The following is a 20,363-nucleotide window of genomic DNA, read 5'->3' on the forward strand; positions in this document are numbered from 1 at the left end:
ATAAAAGCTCTTTCTCCGATGACTTGTAGTCGCTGGAGAAAGAGCTTTATTTTAGGATTCCTGATGATAAACCCGATAGATTTCGTTTTTAGAAATTCCGGCTTCCTTGGCAATTTGTTTAATCGCTTCCGAAGCTGACATTCCGGATTGAATTCGTTCGTTGATCTGTTCCGTGATCAGCGCCATATCGACTGCCGGTTCACTTTCTTCAGCACAGCCTTCAATCACGACGACCATCTCGCCTTTAAGACCGCAGGCGGCATCTTTCAGCTCACTGAGCGTACCGCGCAGAAATTCTTCATGCCGCTTCGTGATTTCCCGTGCCAGACAAGCTTTGCGGTCGCCGAACACATCCAGGCAATGTCCCAGCATGCGTTCGATCCGATGCGGTGCTTCATAGAAAATCATCGTAAACGGCAAGGTTTTCATCCCTTCCAGCTCCCGCACACATTCACGGTCATTGCTGGAAAGAAAGCCTTTGAACAAGAAAGGCTGTGCCTTTAACCCGGAAGCCACCAACGCATTAATCGAAGCGCTGCAGCCGGACACCGGGACAACATTGTAGCCCGCGGCGGTGACCTGTTCGACAATATTCTGACCGGGATCGGAAATCAGCGGATAACCAGCATCAGAAACCACCGCCACCGACTGTCCCTGTTCGAGCAGGTTCAGCAAACCCTTCGCACTTTCCCGTTCATTGTGGGAATGGTGAGCGATCAGGCGCGTATGGATATCAAAAACTTGAAGCAGCTTCATCGTATTGCGGGTATCTTCGGCGGCGATCACATCCACCGTGCGCAGAATCTCGATCGCCCGCGGCGTCATTTCATCCAGATTACCAATCGGCGTTGGAACGAGATACAACGTTGGTTTTTCATTGGAAAAACTTTGCTGCCGAATCATTTCTGACCCTCTCCCGTCTCATTTTTCGGCTGTCCCTCCCGACGGCCCGGATGCCGGCGCCGCCGATTCGGCCGTTTATGCTCCTGCGGTTTGACTTCGCCTTCCGTGGTCTGCGGCTTGACTTCGGCCTCAGACTTCATTTCTTTAACGCCCTCACGCGGCTTTTGATTTCTGCGGTTTTCCTGTGGTTTGCGCTCCGGACGTTGATCCTCAGCTTTTCGTTCTTCCGCTTTCTTTTCTGCCTTCTTCTCCACAGGACGTTTTACGCCCTCTTTGCGTTCCGGCTTCTTTTCTTCCGCCAGCTTTTTATCGTTCGCTTTCCGTTCTTCCCTGCGCTGGGCATCCTTATTTTCCCCACGGCGTTCCGGACTTTCCTTGCGGTCGTTTTCCTTGCGTTCCTCTTTGCGCTCCGGACGAACTTCTTTTTCTTTGTTCTTGGCATTCTGGGCTTCCGGACGGCGGAATACGCCCTTTTCCATCAAATCCGTCAAGGCGATGAACTGCACGTTTTCACGGTTTTCCAGTTTGGCAGTGCCGTTGATCACATTCATCGACGTCACGCGGTACAGCTTGCCTTCATATTCAACCTGGGCGTTCATCTTCGGCAAGCCAGCGCGCAGCTGCTTGTAATTTTCATCTTCAAATTTCAGACAGCACATCAATTTGCCGCACTGTCCGGACAGTTTCTGAATATTCAGTGCCAACAGCTGATTTTTCGCCATGTTGATCGACACGACGTCAAAATCGTCCATAAACCGTGAACAGCACGTTTCCATCCCGCAGGTTCCCAAACCGCCGATAATCTTGGCTTTGTCCCGCGGGCCGATCTGCCGCAGCTCAATCCGGCATTTGAAAATACCGGCCAGCTCCTTTAACAGTTCACGGAAATCAACGCGTTCATCCGCGACATAGACAAAGATAATCTTGCTTCGATCCAACGTGTACTCACAGCTGATCAAATTCATATCCAACTTCAGACGCGCTACCGCTTCCTGACAACGGGTCAGAGCTTCCTTTGCCAGATCTTTATTTTCAGCATACATCTCCCGGTCACGCCGGCTGGCCTTGCGCAGTACTGGTTTCAACGGTGTATTCTGAGTATGCATCGATACATCGCGAAGATTGCTGATAATCTCGCCCATTTCCACGCCGCGGACCGTTTCTACAACGACATAATCTCCATATTCCAGCGTCTCATCGTCGGTGCCGAAGCTGTAAGCCTTCCGTGAATTCTTAAACCGCACTGAAACGACAAAGCGGTACGCCGGTGCAACAGGTTTGACTTCTTCCGTCGTTACCGCTGCTTCCTGATTCTCACTCATGAATCATTCCCTCCTTCATTTGATAAATTAACTGATCCGCCAATAACGGCAGATTATAACTGCGGGACAGCTTGTCCCGGCATTCTAATAAAACAATGATCAGACGATCCAGCCGCAGCGGACGCTGATTCCATTTGACCACTTCCTCAGCCATCCAGGCCGGGCCTTCGGTATGCCCTACCGCCGCATCACGGAAAAATTGAAGCAGACAATCGAGAAAATAGCCAAAGGTTCGCTTATCCTTCTCTTTATCCTTGCTTCCCAGATACTCGGTCTGCATCCAGACCAGCACTTCTTCTTCCCGCACAGGAAATTCCCGGATAAACCGCCGCATCATCAGCATTCCGTTCTGATATGCTTCATCCTCAGCCGTGGCCTTGATCTGATCCACATCGCGGATCAGATGCGACAACAGATAGCCGTCGGTTTCATCCAACTGTTCTTCTAAGGCGATCTGATGAATCTGACGCTGCGTCAGCGGCCGGAACGTCAGGGTCTGACAGCGGGAAACAATTGTCGGCAGAATGCGGTCCTGATTTTCTACAATCAGAATCGCCAGCGTATCCGAGCCCTGCGGCTCTTCGAGAAATTTCAGCAGGCTGTTCAAGGCTTCCGGCGTCGTGTTTTCCGCGTTGTTGAGAATATAGACTTTTTGACCGCTGCGTTCCAGTCCGGTTTTGTTAAACCGCTCCTGCAGACTCAGAATTTCATCTTTCTTAATCGACTTGGCCGCTCCATCCAAAACGATCAGGTCAGCATAGTTTTCTTCAGCAACCCGCCGGCACTCATCGCATTCTTCACAGGCAAAACCTTCATGAACATGCGAACAGATCAAGCTCTGTGCCAGCAGCAGTGCTGTTTCCAGTCTTGGCGTTCCCTTTTGTCCGACAAACAAAAACGCATGTGCCAGCTTCTTCTGAACTAAGGCGTGTTTCAGCGTTTGATAAACTACCGGCTGCTGAACCGCAAGCCGCTCAGCGAACTTCACGGTCAATCAGCGCTCCAATCGCTTCCAGACAGGCATCGATCACCTGATCTGCCGGTTTAGACGCATCGATCATGATCATCCGATCGTGAAAACGCTCGCGTACCTGTTGATAGCCTTCGCAGACACGCAGATGGAAATCGATTTTTTCCTGATCCAGCCGATCCTTGTTCTGCCGGCCTGCAATTCGATCCAGCCCCTGCTGCGCGGTCAGATCCAGATATAAGGTTTTATCCGGCCAATGGCCTTCAATCGCAAATTCATTGATCGACAGCACTTCCTCGATGCCCAGATTCCGGCCAACGCCCTGATAAGCCAGGGAACTGTCGACGAACCGATCACAGATCACAACCTTGCCGGCGGCCAGTGCCGGCAGCACTTTTTCAATCAGATGCTGACGCCGGGCTGCAGCGTAAAGCAAGGCTTCCGTCTTGCTGTCCATCGACGTATTGGCCGGATCCAAAATCACGGAGCGAATCTGTTCCGCGATCTCAATCCCTCCCGGCTCCCGGGTATATACCGTATCAATGCCCTTTTCCTGCAGGCGTTTTGCCACTGCAGTGCTGACTGTGGTTTTTCCGCTGCCGTCCGGGCCTTCAAATGTAATAAAAAATCCTTTTTTCATGTGCTTTCACCCTTGATCTCTTGTGCTATTATATCACGGTTATCCACCATTACGCCACAACCTTTCCCTTCCTGTTCTCCGTCTTTGGGCAACAAAAAGAACTGCCTGCTCAGGGCAGACAGCTCGGTTTTGTTTTCTTTTTCAGCTCAGGGAAAAAACGGAATGAAACGCCTACTTTCGGGAAGCCCTAATCAGCCGATAAAAATGTTCATCGCCAGTATCTTCGAGTTCCGCACTCCAATGCGGCAACCGGTCCAGATTTTCCTTGACGGTCTGAACGATCTGCGGATTAGCATTGTTTCCTTTCACCTCCGCAACCTTCACACCTTCAACAAACAGTTCATTATCTTTCCACTCCACACGATAGGCAACAAAATCCACGGTGATTCGATTGTCCTTTTTCGTCTGATCCAGAATCATGATTCCTGGGCTGGCCGGCAGCCAGTCGCCTTCCCGTGAATAAGTGATGTAGCTATTGGCACTCTGACTGTAAACAGCGCCGCTGCTCAGTTTGCGATTTTCATAATCATCATAAACAAAGTCCTGACCTGTTAAGACTTTGGCAGCCCGATTCATCTCTGGCTGCGTAGTCAACGCGCCATAACCTTCCGGGATCGCAAAGTCCGCAAAACGTACCTGACCTTCGCGATCTTTGCAATACTTACCATCACAGCCATAATTAGGAATCACACTCATTAAACTCGGCGCCAGTGCTTCCCAATCAATCTTTGACGGATCATCAAAGCCCTGCTTCATCGCCGTAAACAAATACAGCGTGCGCTGCAGCTTATTGGCTTCCGACAAAGATATATCCGTGATTTCATTGAAATTCATCTCAACTTCCAGCGTAATATCCGGAGTTATTGAACCGGGTTCCAAAATATTAACCATTTTATCCAGGGGTCTTTCGACATTCACTGTCCCGGCGGTTGAGTTTGTATGCGCCTGACTTGCTTTGACAGCCTGTTCGATCAGCGCCTGCTGAACAACCGATTGATTCCAGTATCGCTTCATATAGCTCAGACATTGACCATACAGCGACGGTGAGAAATTCATCTTCTGCCCCTTCGTTGAAGACCCACTTTCCCCATCCTGAATTTCAATCTTCTTCGGATCAAATTGAATTGGATAATGCTGCCGGTCTTCCGTATCCACTGCGGACTGCCAGGAAAAATCTGAACCGTCCAGCCGCATGTTCAGCTGAGCCGAGAACACAGCGGTTTTCATGACGCGGTCTTTCTTCTTGTATTCAATTGTAACGTCCGGAAAGTCAAACGTGATTTCCTCGTTGATCAGGTTCACCACAATATCGCCTTGCTTCAGATCATCTGTGAAAACCCAAGCAGAATCTGTCATCTCCAGCTGATAATCATGGCTGAATTCGTAAAGTGCAGTGTCCATATCCCGCAGCCAGATCGGTTTTGATGAATCCTCTTTTTCAATCGTTTCTGGACTCAGCGTGGACGTGGGAACTATGGAAGGCTGCGGCAGCTCCGGCCCTTCCTGCACGCTGCAGCCACAAAGCAGAACTGCCAGGATCCCTAACCCCCATCGGTATCCCTTCTTCCATTGTTGTTTTAACATACTTTCACCCCCTGTCTTTTTGTATGTTTTCCTTACTTTCATTATATAGGGCGGATGGATGGGAAAGCAAGCGTTTCCGGGAAAGATCAGGCGGCAGAACCGCAGTGAGCTGCCCCTTCTGCACATGTCGCAAGTCCGCCTTAGTATAAAGTAAAAAAAGAAATCCGTGGTTTCAAGGAAAAAGAACGGATTTCCAATATCAATTTAGATTATTTAAAGTCATGCTCGGATTTGACAGCCTGTTCTGCCGGCAAATGTCTACCTCAGCAGCTGGCTTTCACAATATTCCCGAAGCTGCGCAGTTTCCTGTTCATAGAGCTTCGGTACATTCTGAACCGGAAGGACGTCGGCCGGATCGCACAGCTGGTACGGATATTCCTCACGATAACGGAACCCCTCAAATAAGATCGGCATATCCTGCTGCATGCGCAAATGCAGATCATACGCCCCATCCATGCTCGCCCAGTCAAAATTATAGCCGCGGGTCGCCGCCATCACCAGATCAGCCAGCTGCTGCGGTGTTTGATCAGCCCGAATCTGCCGGCGAACCTGGCCATTATAAATCACTGTGCACAGGATGATAAAATACGGACGATTGCGCGGGAACAGCTGTTCCACAGTCAGGGAAACTCGTGCCTTTAAGTATTCCAAGGTCAGCGTTTTATCCGAAGCTGACGCATCCCGACTGAAAAAATGGGCAAACTGAATTAAACTGTCCCAGGCATCCGGATTGTCGATCAACCGATGCGCGACCTCTAAAAATCCCATATCAAATTTTTTAAACTGGCTGATAATTAAATCATTTTTATTATTAAAATAGTGATAAAACGTTCCCACCGAAACTTCGGCTTCCTCACAGATATCAGTAATCAGTGTATAGGCCATTCCTTTGCGAATAAAACAGGTGTTGGCGGCTTCTACAATCTTCTGCTGCGTTCTGATTTTCTGTTCCTGACGGCTTGTCATTTTTTCCATAGCTGTGCCTCATTCTCTATCTTATTATAATGAAACGCAGAAGAGGTGTCAAACAACAAGACATCCTCAGCCTTCTGCTTGAAAGCTTGGGCCAGCGGATACGTCTAGTTTCAACGGCCTTTCCCGAATAGAAGAAAACCTCCCGCAGTTTTCTTAAGAAGCTGCGAGAGGCTTGTACGTCCTCTATTCTATGTCGTGATGATTGCTGGATTTATTTCTGAGCTGCTGCGTTGGCGCCTGCGATTTTACCGAAAACCAAGGCATCCGGTACAGCGTTGCCGCCGACACGGTTGGTTCCGTGAATTCCGCCGGTTACCTCACCCGCTGCATAGAAGCCAGGAATCGCTTCTCCAGCCGCATTCAGAACCTGAGCTTCCGTATTGATTTTTAAACCGCCCATCGTATGATGCACAGCCGGGGTATAGGAAGCGGCATAATACGGCGGATTATCCAGCCGTGCGCCCCAGGTAGAACGTCCGAATTCATCCTTCTGAGCATCAACGGCTTTCCCGTAATCTTCGATCGTCTTCTTCAGATTTTCGGCCGGAACGCCCATATTTTCAGCGAGTTCTTCGACGGTTTCACCCTTGAACAACATGCCCTGTTCAACCATGTAATCCAGTTTGTCCTGCGGAATCTGAACGCTGTCAATTTCAGTCTGATCGTTGATCACAAAGAACAGTTTATCCGTCTGATTCAAAGCACCCTGAGCCAGAACGTCACGGCGGTTATCCTCGTTGACATACCGCTGACCTTCTTTGTTGACATAGATCGCATTGTTAACATAGCCGGAGATTCCGCCTCCGCTGACCGGGAACAGCGGCATCAGCTGAATCCACTGCATATCGACTAAGTCTGCCCCTACGGCTTTACCCATTACAATGCCGTCGCCAGTTGCACCTGGATGATTGTTGGTAGCGATGGATTCGCCAAGATCTGCCCATTCCGTATTGTATTCAACCCGCATGTCGACATTGGCCGCAAAGCCGCCGGTCGCCATGACGACGGATTTCGCATTGACCGTTACGGTTTCGCCGTCCGCGTTGGTGATCGTCGCACCCGTAACTTTTCCGCTATCCTGCAATAAGCTTTCAGCTTTGGTATCCAGATAAATCTGAGCGCCGTTTTTCTCAGCCTGCGTGCTTAATGCCTGAATGAAGTCCGCTCCGGATCCATTAGTTGTCTGTGCTGAACGATTCCACAGTGCGCCGATGACGGTGCGGATCGTCGGATCCCAGACTGTCCCGTTGGTTGTCAGCCACTGTTTTGTGTCCAAGGTATTGCGGGTCAGCGTCAGAATCAGATCAATGTTGCCGATATAATCGCCGGCATCCAAGGTCTGCAGAGCATGCCATTCCGGAGAATCGAATAATGAATCCGAACCGGAAGCTAAATATTCATCATACTGCTTCTGAACATCTTCGATCAGCTGCTTATGCGCATCATTGATCGGTTCAACGGCGAGCAGCTTCTCAACTGTCGCTTTTAATGAATCATCCATTTTGGTACTGGCCTGACCCTCCGGATCATAGCTGTTGAAAGCTCCGCCGCTGCGCAGCGTATTGCCGCCCATGATCGACATTTTTTCAACAACGATAACGCTGGCACCGTTTTCCGAAGCCGATACCGCGGCGCTTAAGCCCGCTCCTCCTGCGCCGATGACCAAAACGTCAACATCGCTGTCCTGCAGGGCCGTGGATGTAGTCTGCGGATCCCCCGAAGGTTCTGCAGAAGGTGTCGGTGTGTTCTGAGTGCTGCAGCCGGTCATTCCCATCAGAACCAGACTGAGCGTCAGACAGAGTAATTTCTTTGTTCCTTTCATTTCTTTCTCTTCCTTTCTGAAATTTCATCGAGTTCATTTCATTGAATTATATTCGATGAATATTCTTCGATAGAATGATAACAAATTATTCATGCCTTGACAACAGACATTCTTGCTTTTTTGTAAATATTTTAACAAAATCACTTTCTGAGTTCCTGGAAGCCGTCTGAACCGAATATCTCCCGTCATACCGAAAGCTTTATTCGGCTGCAATTCGCCGCTGCTTTTCCAAAAAAAAGACGCCCGCAAGCGTCCGAAATCCCTTTATATCCTGTTCTGAGAGGTATATTTTGTTTAAATTGTTATAAGCCGAATCGTTTGGCCAGCTGCGCTTTATCCAGCGCCTTGACTAACGGCAGCCCCAAAACGAAGCAGGCGGCCAGTTCACCGAAGCCGACTTCCAGCGCATTGATCACAAAACCGGTGAGCAGCGCAGTCGGATAAAGCACATAAGCCAGTTCCGCGCCGATGATCATAGCATTAAACAGCACCGGCATCAGCGCTGATACCAACGGCACGCCTTTCACGCAGAGCTTACGGCACCGCCATGTCAGCATCGCCGCCAAGAAAGTTGCCAGCGTACCGGCAAACACATCAAAAAAGCCAAGTATATTCACGCCCAGTATCGCGCCGATCAGATTGGTCAGAAAGCAGCCCAGCGTTACGCCGGCAATCGCTTCCGGAAACAAAATCGGCAGCAGCGTCATCGCTTCGGCAATCCGAATTTGAATTGGACCGAAAGAGAGCGGCGCCAGCGCCAGGGAAACCGCGGCATACAACGCCGCAATCACCGCGCTGATGCAGAAACGGACTAAAGTCTTATTTTTCATTATGAATCAATTCCTTTCGTGTTTTGTTTATTGTCAGGGGATTGCGACTGACAGTTCTTCTCTCAAAACAGAAACTATTATACCGCAAACTCGCTGAAATAGAAGCATTTCTTGTCTAATTCCTGTTCTTTGAGTTCCTGTCGGTTTTATTCCGTTGACAACATACAATGTGTATGTTATATTCCCATTATACAAACACTATGTATGTATAGAAAGGAGAAAATCCATGCCGCGTAATAAATATCCGGAAGAAACCGTCCAGAAAATCCTTGATGTTTCCTTAAAGCTCTTTATGGAAAAAGGATATGAGGAAACCACAATCCTGGATATCGTGGATCATCTCGGCGGTCTTTCCCGCGGAGCTTTTTATCATCATTTTAAATCCAAAGATGAAGTTCTGAATGCTTTGAGTGATAAACTGTTTTTTGACAATAATCCCTTTGAACAGGTGCGTCAGGAAAAGGGTTTAACAGGTTTGGAAAAACTGCGGAAGGTTATCAAAACACCATTTCTCAATGAAGAATTACAGGAAATCAACGCGATGTCTGTTCCCCTGGCCAAAAATCCCCGAATTCTGGCTGAGTATATCGCAAGCAATCAAAGAGTTCTTGCGCCGCTGCTGGAAGAGCTGGTTGAGGAAGCGATTCAAGATGGTTCAATTCCGGATCTGAAATATCCCAAAGCCTTTTCCAGCTTATTCGCGATGATTGTTGACATCTGGTTTATGCCGACGATCTTTCCTTGCACGAAAGAGGAACTGCTTGAAAGACTTGAGCTGATTAAGGACCTGCTGGACAAAGCCGGAATTCCCATTATGGATGAAGAAATTCTGCAGCTGGCGAAGCAAAAAATTACTCAGTTCATGGAAAGCATGGATCAAAAATAAGATTGCCTGGCAATTTTATTTTTTAAACATTTATATACATTCTGTATGTATATATAGAAAGCGAGAAAACTTTAATGACTACTCAACGCATTGCCATTCAGGCTGATCACTTAAGTAAAAGTTATCAGAAAGCCTCAGTCCTAAACGACATCCATTTCAGCGTGGAATCGGGTACGATCTTTTCCCTGCTGGGGTCCAATGGAGCCGGAAAAACAACGACCGTTAAAATCCTGACAACTTTGATTCAGCCTGAAGGCGGTCAGTTTTATATCCACGGTTATGACGGAATCCAGCAGCCTGGTAAAATTCATGAAATGATCAGTCTGACAGGTCAATTTTCAGCGGTGGATGAAGCATTAACCGGTTTTGAAAATCTTGTACTCATAGGAAAGCTGCATCATCTGCCCAACCCTGCGGAAAAAGCAAACGAGCTTTTGGCATATTTCAATTTGACGCCCGCTTCCAACCGTTGTGTTTCAACTTATTCCGGCGGAATGAGAAGAAAGCTGGATATCGCGATGAGCCTGATCAACAAACCCGCCGTTTTATTTTTGGACGAACCGACAACCGGACTGGATCCGCAAAGCCGGCATGCCATGTGGGAAATTATCCGTAATTTGAAGAAAGCTGGAACAACGATCTTCCTAACCACGCAGTATTTGGAAGAAGCCGAGCAGCTTGCGGACAACCTTGCCATTTTAGATAAAGGCAAGATCATCGTTGAGGGAACCCTGGACGACCTGAAGAAATTACTGCCGCAGGAAAAAGTCGAATTGACGTTTGCGGACGAAGCTGAGTATGAAAAAGCCCGGACGTTCCTCTCTGCCGATCATGTCGTTTCTGATCGTGAAAACCTTCGTATAACTATCTATACCCAAGATGCCCCCGGCATACTGACACAGCTCTTTCAGCAGATTGCTTCACACCATCTTGAAATCAAAGACTTTTCACGAAAATCCCCCTCACTGGAAGATGTGTTTTTAACTCTCGTTGGAGAAAAGGAGACTGCCGCACATGAATAGAACATCCAAAATGAACCATGACACTTTAACGATGACCGGAAGGTGCCTGAAATTGTCAGCGCGAAATATCGACACGTTCTTAACCTGTCTTATCCTGCCTGTGCTGATGATGATTTTATTTGTCTATGTGTTGGGCGGAGCGATGAATGTCGGAAATGCATCGTATGTGAATTACATTGTTCCCGGCATTATCCTGCAATGCATTGGACAGTGTGCTTCGACGACCGCGATCACGGTCAACCATGATCTTCGCAGCGGGATCATCGACCGTTTCTGTACGCTGCCGATCCGGCACGCCTCGGTTTTAAGCGGACATGTCTGCAGCGCTGTGCTGCGTAATTTATTAACCACAGGCATTGTCATCCTCGCTGCGCTGGCCGTAGGCTTTCGTCCGTCAGCTCAGATATGGGACTGGCTGATCGTCTTTATGATTGTCCTGCTTTACATTTTGGCCATCTCCTGGATTTCAGTTTATCTGGGACTGCGTGCCAGCAGCGCTGAAGGGGCAGGCGCTTATGCTGTATTCGCGGTTGTCCTTCCGTATTTAAGCTCCGGATTTGCCCCAACAGAAACGATGCCGAAGTTAATGAGAATGTTTGCGGAACATCAGCCCATGACGCCGATGATTGAGTCCATGCGGGCTTTACTGTTAGGCGAAACTGTGAACACTGCGACCTTGTTCCTGGCCTTCGCCTGGTGCTTAGGACTGAGTCTGTTTTTCTACGTTTTATCCCGGCGTGCGTTCAGAAAAAGGATCAAATAAACACAGCTTTTTCCTTTGTTCAGCAGATCAGACCACATTGAAAAAGCGCAAAAAAATCTGGTGTTCTTCCAGATTTTTTATTGTCTATATAGTCATTTTATTCGTCATAAGATGACACTAATCACCCTTAAAACATGTCATTTATTGTTCATATTTTTCAAAGTATCCCTTATCTTTGAACGCATATGCCTTGCTTTTAATTTGAATTGAAACGGCAAACGGCAATAAAATCAAAAAGACGGCAATCCCCGCAAAAATGCCAATACCGCCAACTACCTGCAATACGTCAGCAGAGTGTTCTATCAGCCATTTAGTTCCTAAAGCACTCAGTGGAATCATGATACACCATGATGTGATTAGTCCGGGCCCATAAATTGTCTTTTTTCCATTCCCTCTGTATTTAAAATACATTTTAATTCCGCTTCTTGTATGATTAACTGTTTCGCCGATTCCAAAAAACACAACTAAAGCCACTGCGCTTACTGCAAGTTTAGATACGTTTAGAGTCAATAAAATCAAAATAATTTCTGCTCCTAAATTAGTAATCATATTCGTACAACGATTCTGCGGATACACCATAGGTTCTTTGGAACCAAATCCGATATTGTTCATGAAGTAAAACCCGGCTGGAAATGTATTTTCTTCAAATATATGCAACGGTACGGCAATTGCCAATATGCAGACCAATTTCTGCTCCATTTCCCATAAATTCCAATTCCACAGCAGTACACAAGCCATCACTACTGCCATACGGTACACCAAATATAACCATGCCTGGTCGCACCATTGATTAAAAAGTGATTCTTTCATTAAATAACCTCCGCAAATTTTTCTGTACGTCTTCTCCGCCAAATCCGGCTCAACCTAACTTAACTTTTTCCATTCTGTTCTTGATGTGCGGAAATGCCAGACAACTTATTTTAGATTATAACTTCGTGTTGCTGTCCATGGCTCTTATTGTTTGTTTTGATATCATTCTGGTACTATTTTGCCATTTTATAGATTGATTCATTTAATAAAAAGTCAGTAATTCTATTCTTTTCAGCTTATCGCAGACGCTGCAATCCGTTGGAGAAACAACTATTTTTTTATTCTTCTATCGGAAGCAGCGAATCACTTTCCGAGTACAGCATGACGCAGGCCATTAACATACCATAAACAAACCGAATAATCAGCTGAACAATCTGGGACGCCCAGGCAGCGCCGATAAACCAGCAGGCTGCTTCAGCGACCGCGCAGCAGGTAAACGCAAGCATGTAGATTTTCATCCGAAGATCTGTTTCCTTGGCCTTTTCCCGCAGCCGCCTGCGCCGGAATTGACGCCAGCATCCTTCAAACATCTTAGCGAAACCAAACAGCTCAAAGATCCGGCAGACCAGCATCAGGATTCCGCTGTATCGTAACGGCAGACTGGCAGCCAGAGAAAGCAGGCAGCAGATCATCGCCCCTAACAGACCGAGGCCGGAAATCAGAAAAGCCCGGATCTCACTGCTGCGAAAGTTCATCATCATGCCAATCGCACACAAACCGTAGCCGATCATATTGAAAACCCAGATCAGCCCGTCCCAAGGCAGTTTCACAATCGTCAGAGTCAGAAACATCAAACCCCAGAAAATCAAAAGCATTCCTTTTTTCATTTGCTGTCCCCCTTTCGTGTGGTTGACAACAGATTAAAGACGTTGAAGCCTTCCTGCCGTTTGCGCTGAGTGGAGAACTGCAGATCAAAGGGGTTACCTTTTTCATCCTCCAGCGTCATCGTCGGACTCAGGCGCATTGACTGCAGCGGATCGACCGTTTTTTCCTTAAAGCTGCCCTGAATGACAATTTCACCCTGCGGCACCAGCAAGCCTTTCCATTCCTCTACCGGCTTGTCGTTGATAATCAGCTCCAATACATCCAGTACATTTTCTGCCGTTGTGCTGGAAATACTGGCAAAGTGCAGCATCTTTGTTGCATTGAGGCGAATCGTAAAGCTGCCGTCATCCTTGGATGTCATTTCGGTAATTTCAAACGGACCTTCGTTCTTTTCTTTCGGCACCAGCTTCAGCTTTCCTAACCGAATCTGTTCTTCACTGCCGTCCGTAAACGTTAAAATGGCATCGGACAAATCCAGTCCGCCGCTTTCCGGCCATTCGGTTTCCATCGGAGCAATGACTGCCTGCACGGTCGTCACTTCAAACGGGCCGAAGCTCTGGGTTGTCCGCCCGATCACATATACGGGAAAATCCTTGGCGACAAAACGCATGGAATCCACGGTTTTCGGTTCATCCTGAGCGCTCAGATAACTAAATTCAAAGCCCATCATTTCTGAGGAACGGCTTTGATAGATCAATTCTGTATTCTGCTCGATCAGGGTCAGGCTTTCAACCCGGAATACACTGACTAAAAGCAGCAGCACGGCGGCACACAGCCCCAGCAAGCACATCATGATCAGTAATAAACGATTTCCTTTTCGCATTGTCGGCTCCTTTCCGTTGTTGATATAAAATGCTTTTCAGTTTCATCAGCAAGTAATGATCGATCAGAAATCACGGCCTTTCCATTTAGACAGGAACCGTCAATTTCCGATTGGTTTTATTATCTCATTGAATGGCTGCAGATTCAATGAAGGAGACGTGAACAGTTTGGGACTTTTTGTCTAAATTCAGGAATTTCCATTCAATCCACGTTGCCAGAGCTGTCAAAGCACTGATTCATTCTTTATTCAGACCTATTTTATAAAGGAATAATCAAAATCAATAAGCTGTTTCATTCCTGTTTTCCTCATCATAGTCAATCAATCCGGTCAATTCCAACCTTAGTCTTTTGCCGCCTGTTTGGTGACACAGTCCTATTTCTTTCGGAAGTTCTTTTCAGCAAAGAAGATCAGGGTATACCTTCACACTCTCTCTAGCTCTATCTCAGGTGAATGATGACGGATAAATACTCCATACAGCGATCTCCTTCAATGAATTTGATATTAAATATTCGTGCATTGCATTGCTTTCTTCGTGCATATAGCATATACTAAAAGTACAGCAGAAAGGGGTTGATGATATGGCAAAAAATACCACAAACATCAGTATCCGCATGGACTCGGATTTGAAGGCACAGGCCGACTCCCTGTTTGCGGAACTTGGCATGAATTTATCCACAGCGTTCAACATCTTCGTGCGCCAGTCGCTTCGGGAAGGGGGTATTCCCTTTGAAGTGAAGCTGGAACAGCCTAACAAGGAAACGATTGCTGCCCTGCTGGAAGCGGAAGGGATTGCAAAAGACCCTGCTATAAAGGGCTACAATGATCTTGATGAGTTGTTCACAGACCTGAAAAAATGAGGAAAACAAAGTATACCGTCAAGTACACGACCACTTTCAAAAAGGATTACAAGCGGGCTATCAAGCGCGGTCTGAAAATTGAATTGTTGGAACAGGTTGTGGAGCTTCTGTCGCTGGGTGATCCGCTTCCAGAAAAGAACCGCGATCACGATCTGTCCAGCGATTGGGTAGGTTATCGGGAATGCCACATCCTCCCAGACTGGCTGCTCATTTACCGTATTGAGAATGATATACTGGTGCTGACGCTGGCCCGCACTGGGTCGCACAGCGACTTGTTCAGCAAATAAACCATCTGCCGCCGTATGGGGAAACCTGTCGGCGGTTTTTCTGTGTACAAAAAAGAGGGGGGGATAAACGTGCCCCCTGACAGGGGCATTCAAACGTCGTTCCTTTACCGTTGCGGCTCCTAGTCATAGATCTTATCTTTTTCCTGGCGAGTTAGTGGGTCGGCTGCCTTGCGAAATCGTTCAACAGCCCTAAGTTCCTCAAACATGGCCTTTGTCGATGCTGTCCACCTGCTTTTTAGACAGGAACCGTCAATTTCCGATTGGTTTTATTATCTCATTGAATGGCTGCAGATTCAATGAAGGAGACGTGAACAGTTTGGGACTTTTTGTCTATTCAGGAATTTCCATTTTAATCCACGTTGCCAGAGCTGTCAAAGCACTGATTCATTATTTATTCAGACCTACTTTATAAAGGAATAGTCAAAATCAATAAGCTGTTTCAGAACATTCCTGTTTTCCTCACAATAGTCAATCAGTCCAGTCAATTCCAATATTAATAGACGGTTGTTCTTTTGTATAAACAATGTGTTTTCTCTGGTTTCCTCAACCAGATTATATTGTGAATAAGCAAGATCTGAATTCCATTCCTTTGGATCTAATTGAACGAAATATAAATCAACAGTTTCCCAGCTAATTTTTCCCGATTTATGATTCTTTGCATAAGCAGCATTCAATTCTTCTAAAAGGCTGTCCAACGCGGAGGACTCATCAGAAAACTCATAAAACATGATTTCCAGATGAAGGCTCTGTAACGTTTTCGGTTCAACGCCTGTTAAGTTTAACCTATAAATATTGGTTCCTAACGAATTTTTGTAGCTAATTCGCTCAATCACTTCTTCATTTTCATACCCAAGCTCATCCATCTTTAAAGCTTGAGGAACTTTGCTCTCTATGCGATTATAATATAGATATCCTGCAAGTAAAAGAATGATAAAAAATATCCCTCTTCGATTTAAAAATCTCAGATAAGAATCCCAACGATGATCAAAAGGAAACATTTCTTTAAGCGGTTCCGTTACTGACCTTATGATATAAGATATTTTTTTCGCTATAAAGGTTATAAATTTTTTCATTTCTTCCCCCTGAGATGTCGCCGCAGTTACATCAGTTCATGTTCTTGCTTACAAAAACCTAGTCGTTCCCTATTAAAATTATATCTTGTTTTTCATGAAAGCCCAGTAATTCACGTCTTCTAAATTGAATCCTTAAACGTATAAAAGGACTTTTAAAATAAATTTTTATGAGTATTTAATTAATTCTCTTTTATAATCTTATGCTTTTTCATGGTAAAATAAGAAAAACCTCAGGAGGGATTACCATGAAATGTCAGGAAGCCGCCGCTTTATTGAAGAAAAATATTGAACAGATTCTGGTCAGCAGTGAACAGAGCTGCGATTTGATGATGATGAGCTTGTTAGCAGGGGGCCACATTCTGTTGGAAGATGTGCCCGGCACAGGCAAAACAACCTTAGCCAAGGCTGTTGCGCAGTCACTGAACCTCTCGTTTAAGCGGGTTCAGTTTACTCCGGATCTGATGCCTTCGGATCTGATCGGCATTCAGTTTTACAATCAGGCCAAAGGGGAATTTGAGTTCCGCCCCGGGCCTTTATTCACACAGCTGGTGCTGGCGGATGAGATCAACCGTGCAGCTCCGCGGACTCAATCCAGCTTGTTAGAGGCGATGGAAGAACATCAGATCAGCGTGGAAGGAACAACCTACGCGCTGCCAGAGCCGTTTTTCGTCATCGCTACGCAGAATCCGATTGAAAATCAAGGAACTTTCCCACTTCCGGAAGCACAGATTGACCGCTTCATGATTCGAATTCATCCGGGTTATCCTTCGCCGCAGGAAGAAGTGCGGATGCTGAAAAACCTCAGTGCGCAGGCTTCCATGCCAAAACTGGACGCGGTTCTGGATGGAACACAGTTATTAGCGATGCGCAGAGAAGTTGATGCCGTCCGCATCCATGACGTCTTATTGGACTATGCTTTACAAGTTATCAGCAAGACCCGTGCCCATGAGCGAATTCAGCTGGGCGTCAGTCCCCGCGGCGCTTTAGCCTGGATCCGCTGTGCCAAGGCCAAAGCGGCTATGAATGGACGAGATTATGTGCTGCCGGATGATTTAAAGGCCTGTGCTCAACCCGTGCTGGCTCACCGATTGATTTTAGGGGGATTGAGCCTAGGCTCAGACCGGCAGGCAGAAGCGGTCTTAGCCCAGATTCTTGAAGAAATTCCGGTGCCGGTTGAAAAGTTTCAGGGTTGATTCCCTATGACGCTGTTGTTAATCTTTATTCTCGGGCTGGTTGTAGTTCAGTTGGGTCGACTTTACTTTGAACGCTGGGGAGCCCGAGAGCTGAACATCACGCTGCTCAGTGATGTCAGCCGGCTGGAGCCGGGGCAGACCCTGACGCTGACGGTGATTCTGGAAAATAAGAAACGCATGAGTGTTCCGCATGTTTCTGCCCGAATTTCGTTCCCTGCCATTCTGGACTGCTTAGAACCGGATCTTATTCCGAGCGGTGAAAGCGCAACTTCGGCGCTTGTCCTGCATACCACACTGGCTGGACGGCAAAAGAAAACCCGGACGCTGAAATTTGCTGCCCGGCAGCGGGGTGCCGGAGAGTTCCAGGTAACCACGGTCCTTGCCGATTATTTAAATCTGACTCAGTTGGATGGACCGCAGGCGCAGCCACGGTTGTGCGTCGTTCATCCGCTGCGGCAATTTCCTTCCGCCCTTGCTGCTCATCCCTGCGGACTGCAGGGTCAGCGCTCAGTTCGGCGCTGGCTCTATCCCGATCCGATTTTTTATACCGGCGTCCGACCCTATCAGCCGCAGGACAGCTTCCGTGATATCGACTGGCGGGCAACGGCACGTTATCAGTCTTTCTATGTCAAAGAATATGATCACACCTCGGATCCTGCTTTTTCAATTTTTTTAATTCTGCAGTCGATTCAGAATCTGTTTGCGGATGATGCGGAATTTATGGAAAGTGCTGTGCAGTTCGCCGCTGCCATTCTGGATCAAAGTCAGCGCCAACAGCTGCCAACAGCATTGGTAACCAACGCCGTTGTCCGGTTTACCGTCGCGGACACCTCCGTCTGTGATCACAGCTTAAATCACACGGTCAGCTGTCTGGATCTGTTAGCCTGTGCCGCGCCTTATCCGCTGAGTGAGCCTGCCCGGCTGTTTCAGCGCTATCCGCAGCTGCTGGATGCCACGCATCATTGCCTGTTGATTCTGAATACACTGACTGAGCCTTTGCGGGAATGGGTCATGAAGATCTGTGCCCAGGGTACGGCAGTGACGCTGGTATGCTGGACGCTGCCGGATCTTAAACGCTTGCCGGAGGGCTGCGACGTTCTGCCTTTAAGAAAGGAGGAAACCAAATGAAACGTTTCTTTCCTTATTTAATCTCCCTGCAGCAATGCCTTTGCGGCTTATGGATCATGATTGTTCTCGTTCAGGCCTTTGTCCCACAAACCCTTTCGCTGCTTGGATGCGGACTGTTTTTCTTTGTTCAGTGGGGACTGTCGCATTTGTCCAGTGAGAAAAGGCCGGCACTGCGAACCAGTTTGTACTTCATCTGCATTCTTCTCTTTGCGGTGCTGATTCCTAAGCATCGGGATGTTCTGACAATCGGGCTGACCGCTGTCGGCTTGATGTTGGAAACGGGATTGATTTTTTCGTTGAAAGAGCTGCGCGACTGTTCGTGGGGTCGGTTGGGGATCGGCGGACTGGTTCTGGTTCTGTTGAATCTGGTGAGTCCTTCCCCAGCCTTGATCCGCAGTTCACTGCTGTTAGCCTTAGCCGCCTTATGCCTGCGGGTTCAGTCGCAATTTATCAATCCAGTCAATCCAGCTTCGTTGATGAATTTAGATCAGGATCAGGAAAAGCTGTTGTTAAAATTGGCGGGCCTGCAGTTGTTTGTGACGGTGCTCATTGGGCCGATAAGCTCGGTGATTCTCTTTCTGGCGCAGCTGCTCAGCCAGGGGCTGACGTGGATTTTAAGTCTTTTGATCGAGGCGTTTGCCTTTGTCTTTTCGGCGATCATCTTGTCGCTGCAAAGCTTGATCCGCTGGATCCTTGCCCATCAGAAAGGGGCGGAATCGACTCCGTCACTCACACCGCAGCCGGAGGCTACGATGACGCCCACTCCCGAATCAGCAACGTCAGCTTCTTCCTTCTTCAATGGGTTTCTGGCGTTAATTCTGCTGATTATCGCGATCTTTCTGCTTGTTTCTCTGCTTCGTTGGCTGATCCGGCTGATCCGCAAATCCCGTCCGGTTTCATTGGAAGGGGGTTTTGCGAGTGAAAAAATCAACAGCTCAGAGATTTCTGCCCGGCCAACTTTGCGCCAGCGCCTGCATGCCTGGCTGCATCCGGAAACGCTTTCTCCATTGCGGAAGCAATACAAGGAAGCTGTCGATCTGCGGATCCAACAAGGTCATCCATTTGCGCCCCATGCGACGCCTTGGGAATACTGGAATGAAGTGAAAGCGGAAGAAGCCGATGATACGTTTAGGAAGCTGACCGAGGCTTATAATGAAGAACGGTATCGGCCAGCCGCAAACGCCGAAATGAAGACGGGAACTGAAAGATAAAGCTTCCTGTCTGTCGAACAACGATCATCGCAGGAAATGATCCTACTGTAATTCGTCACTCAAAAACCGCAAAAAAACTGGATCGCCGGATCCAGTTTTTTAGTCTTTACTTTTCGTTGTCTTGGGACGCCGAGGTTTGGGCTTGGGCAGTGCTTCACAGGTCATCCTGACAATCTCCGCCAGTTGTTTCCGATTATCCAGATCTTCGATCAAAAAGCTTTCCTTCGCTCCCGCATAAGGCGGTGCTTTCGGACAATCCGGCATCCTTTCTGCGACCGGCGGTGTGATTTTGATAAACAGCTGATCATCGCAGATCACGCCGAAAAACACCTGATCGCAATACAGACCATATTCTCCGAACATGCGTTTCCACGTAATGGTACCGGCTAAAGCCAGCTGATCCGTCACATATGTGACAAATTCCAGTGTCGATGCCATC

The 20,363-nt window shown here is 47.6% G+C and carries 21 protein-coding genes; 8 read left to right on the forward strand and 13 right to left on the reverse strand.

Going from position 1 to position 20,363, the window contains the following annotated elements:
* Nucleotides 1-51 precede the first annotated feature (51 nt).
* From rsmI to MCG46_RS18760, 8 genes are all read right to left on the reverse strand, one after another.
* A complete protein-coding gene (rsmI, locus tag MCG46_RS18725; RefSeq protein WP_240281327.1) occupies nt 52-903 on the reverse strand; it encodes a 16S rRNA (cytidine(1402)-2'-O)-methyltransferase in 852 nt (283 codons plus the stop codon).
* The gene (ricT, locus tag MCG46_RS19595) at nt 900-2,225 is read right to left on the reverse strand and encodes a PSP1 domain-containing protein (RefSeq protein WP_345893089.1); all 1,326 of its coding nucleotides are present in this window, start codon (nt 2,223-2,225) and stop codon (nt 900-902) included. Before ricT ends, rsmI begins: the two co-directional genes overlap by 4 nt.
* A complete protein-coding gene (locus tag MCG46_RS18735; protein WP_040452314.1) occupies nt 2,218-3,213 on the reverse strand; it encodes a hypothetical protein in 996 nt (331 codons plus the stop codon). Before MCG46_RS18735 ends, ricT begins: the two co-directional genes overlap by 8 nt.
* Nucleotides 3,200-3,835, reverse strand: coding sequence for a dTMP kinase (gene tmk / locus MCG46_RS18740; RefSeq protein WP_240281328.1), 636 nt, complete (start codon nt 3,833-3,835; stop codon nt 3,200-3,202). The genes MCG46_RS18735 and tmk overlap by 14 nt, the downstream gene beginning before the upstream one ends.
* A gap of 171 nt (nt 3,836-4,006) precedes the next feature.
* On the reverse strand, nt 4,007-5,419 hold the full coding sequence (locus MCG46_RS18745; RefSeq protein WP_240281329.1) for a hypothetical protein: 1,413 nt from the start codon (nt 5,417-5,419) through the stop codon (nt 4,007-4,009).
* A gap of 258 nt (nt 5,420-5,677) precedes the next feature.
* Nucleotides 5,678-6,394 carry a TetR/AcrR family transcriptional regulator gene (locus MCG46_RS18750; protein WP_240281330.1) on the reverse strand — a complete coding sequence of 239 codons (717 nt, stop codon included), beginning with the start codon at nt 6,392-6,394 and terminating at the stop codon, nt 5,678-5,680.
* 211 nt (nt 6,395-6,605) lie between these two features.
* Nucleotides 6,606-8,216 carry an FAD-dependent oxidoreductase gene (locus MCG46_RS18755; protein ID WP_240281331.1) on the reverse strand — a complete coding sequence of 537 codons (1,611 nt, stop codon included), beginning with the start codon at nt 8,214-8,216 and terminating at the stop codon, nt 6,606-6,608.
* Between the two features lie 302 nt (nt 8,217-8,518).
* Nucleotides 8,519-9,046, reverse strand: a complete 528-nt coding sequence (locus MCG46_RS18760) for a QueT transporter family protein (protein ID WP_240281332.1) — start codon at nt 9,044-9,046, stop codon at nt 8,519-8,521.
* 226 nt (nt 9,047-9,272) lie between these two features.
* On the opposite strand from MCG46_RS18760, the gene MCG46_RS18765 reads away from it, so the two are divergent.
* The 3 genes from MCG46_RS18765 to MCG46_RS18775 all read left to right on the forward strand — a co-directional run bounded on the left by MCG46_RS18765 (nt 9,273) and on the right by MCG46_RS18775 (nt 11,717).
* A complete protein-coding gene (locus tag MCG46_RS18765; protein ID WP_240281333.1) occupies nt 9,273-9,932 on the forward strand; it encodes a TetR/AcrR family transcriptional regulator in 660 nt (219 codons plus the stop codon).
* A gap of 74 nt (nt 9,933-10,006) precedes the next feature.
* Nucleotides 10,007-10,954, forward strand: a complete 948-nt coding sequence (locus MCG46_RS18770) for an ATP-binding cassette domain-containing protein (protein ID WP_240281334.1) — start codon at nt 10,007-10,009, stop codon at nt 10,952-10,954.
* Nucleotides 10,947-11,717, forward strand: coding sequence for an ABC transporter permease (locus MCG46_RS18775; RefSeq protein ID WP_240281335.1), 771 nt, complete (start codon nt 10,947-10,949; stop codon nt 11,715-11,717). The genes MCG46_RS18770 and MCG46_RS18775 overlap by 8 nt, the downstream gene beginning before the upstream one ends.
* 141 nt (nt 11,718-11,858) lie before the next feature.
* Here the strand turns inward: MCG46_RS18775 and MCG46_RS18780 are convergent, their stop codons facing one another.
* From MCG46_RS18780 to MCG46_RS18790, 3 genes are all read right to left on the reverse strand, one after another.
* Nucleotides 11,859-12,527, reverse strand: coding sequence for an HXXEE domain-containing protein (locus MCG46_RS18780; protein ID WP_240281336.1), 669 nt, complete (start codon nt 12,525-12,527; stop codon nt 11,859-11,861).
* 278 nt (nt 12,528-12,805) lie between these two features.
* Nucleotides 12,806-13,354 carry a hypothetical protein gene (locus MCG46_RS18785; RefSeq protein ID WP_240281337.1) on the reverse strand — a complete coding sequence of 183 codons (549 nt, stop codon included), beginning with the start codon at nt 13,352-13,354 and terminating at the stop codon, nt 12,806-12,808.
* Nucleotides 13,351-14,175 carry a hypothetical protein gene (locus MCG46_RS18790; protein WP_240281338.1) on the reverse strand — a complete coding sequence of 275 codons (825 nt, stop codon included), beginning with the start codon at nt 14,173-14,175 and terminating at the stop codon, nt 13,351-13,353. Before MCG46_RS18790 ends, MCG46_RS18785 begins: the two co-directional genes overlap by 4 nt.
* Before the next feature lie 578 nt (nt 14,176-14,753).
* On the opposite strand from MCG46_RS18790, the gene MCG46_RS18795 reads away from it, so the two are divergent.
* The gene (locus MCG46_RS18795; protein ID WP_240281339.1) at nt 14,754-15,032 is read left to right on the forward strand and encodes a type II toxin-antitoxin system RelB/DinJ family antitoxin; all 279 of its coding nucleotides are present in this window, start codon (nt 14,754-14,756) and stop codon (nt 15,030-15,032) included.
* A complete protein-coding gene (locus tag MCG46_RS18800) occupies nt 15,029-15,319 on the forward strand; it encodes a type II toxin-antitoxin system YafQ family toxin (RefSeq protein WP_240281340.1) in 291 nt (96 codons plus the stop codon). Before MCG46_RS18795 ends, MCG46_RS18800 begins: the two co-directional genes overlap by 4 nt.
* A 401-nt stretch (nt 15,320-15,720) precedes the next feature.
* On the opposite strand, the gene MCG46_RS18805 is transcribed toward MCG46_RS18800, so the two are convergent.
* Nucleotides 15,721-16,392 (reverse strand): hypothetical protein, encoded by a 672-nt coding sequence (locus MCG46_RS18805; RefSeq protein WP_240281341.1) that lies wholly within the window; start codon nt 16,390-16,392, stop codon nt 15,721-15,723.
* Nucleotides 16,393-16,637: 245 nt separating this feature from the next.
* On the opposite strand from MCG46_RS18805, the gene MCG46_RS18810 reads away from it, so the two are divergent.
* Genes MCG46_RS18810 through MCG46_RS18820 form a run of 3 tightly spaced genes read left to right on the forward strand, consistent with a single transcriptional unit; the run spans nt 16,638 to nt 19,924 of the window.
* Nucleotides 16,638-17,585 (forward strand): AAA family ATPase, encoded by a 948-nt coding sequence (locus tag MCG46_RS18810; protein ID WP_240281342.1) that lies wholly within the window; start codon nt 16,638-16,640, stop codon nt 17,583-17,585.
* Between the two features lie 6 nt (nt 17,586-17,591).
* Nucleotides 17,592-18,713, forward strand: a complete 1,122-nt coding sequence (locus tag MCG46_RS18815; RefSeq protein WP_240281343.1) for a DUF58 domain-containing protein — start codon at nt 17,592-17,594, stop codon at nt 18,711-18,713.
* A complete protein-coding gene (locus MCG46_RS18820; protein ID WP_240281344.1) occupies nt 18,710-19,924 on the forward strand; it encodes a DUF4129 domain-containing protein in 1,215 nt (404 codons plus the stop codon). The genes MCG46_RS18815 and MCG46_RS18820 overlap by 4 nt, the downstream gene beginning before the upstream one ends.
* A 99-nt stretch (nt 19,925-20,023) precedes the next feature.
* Here the strand turns inward: MCG46_RS18820 and MCG46_RS18825 are convergent, their stop codons facing one another.
* A complete protein-coding gene (locus tag MCG46_RS18825; RefSeq protein WP_240281345.1) occupies nt 20,024-20,362 on the reverse strand; it encodes a TfoX/Sxy family protein in 339 nt (112 codons plus the stop codon).
* Nucleotide 20,363: the final 1 nt, after the last annotated feature.

It is taken from the genome of Holdemania massiliensis (assembly GCF_022440805.1).
Classification (GTDB): domain Bacteria; phylum Bacillota_I; class Bacilli_A; order Erysipelotrichales; family Erysipelotrichaceae; genus Holdemania; species Holdemania massiliensis_A.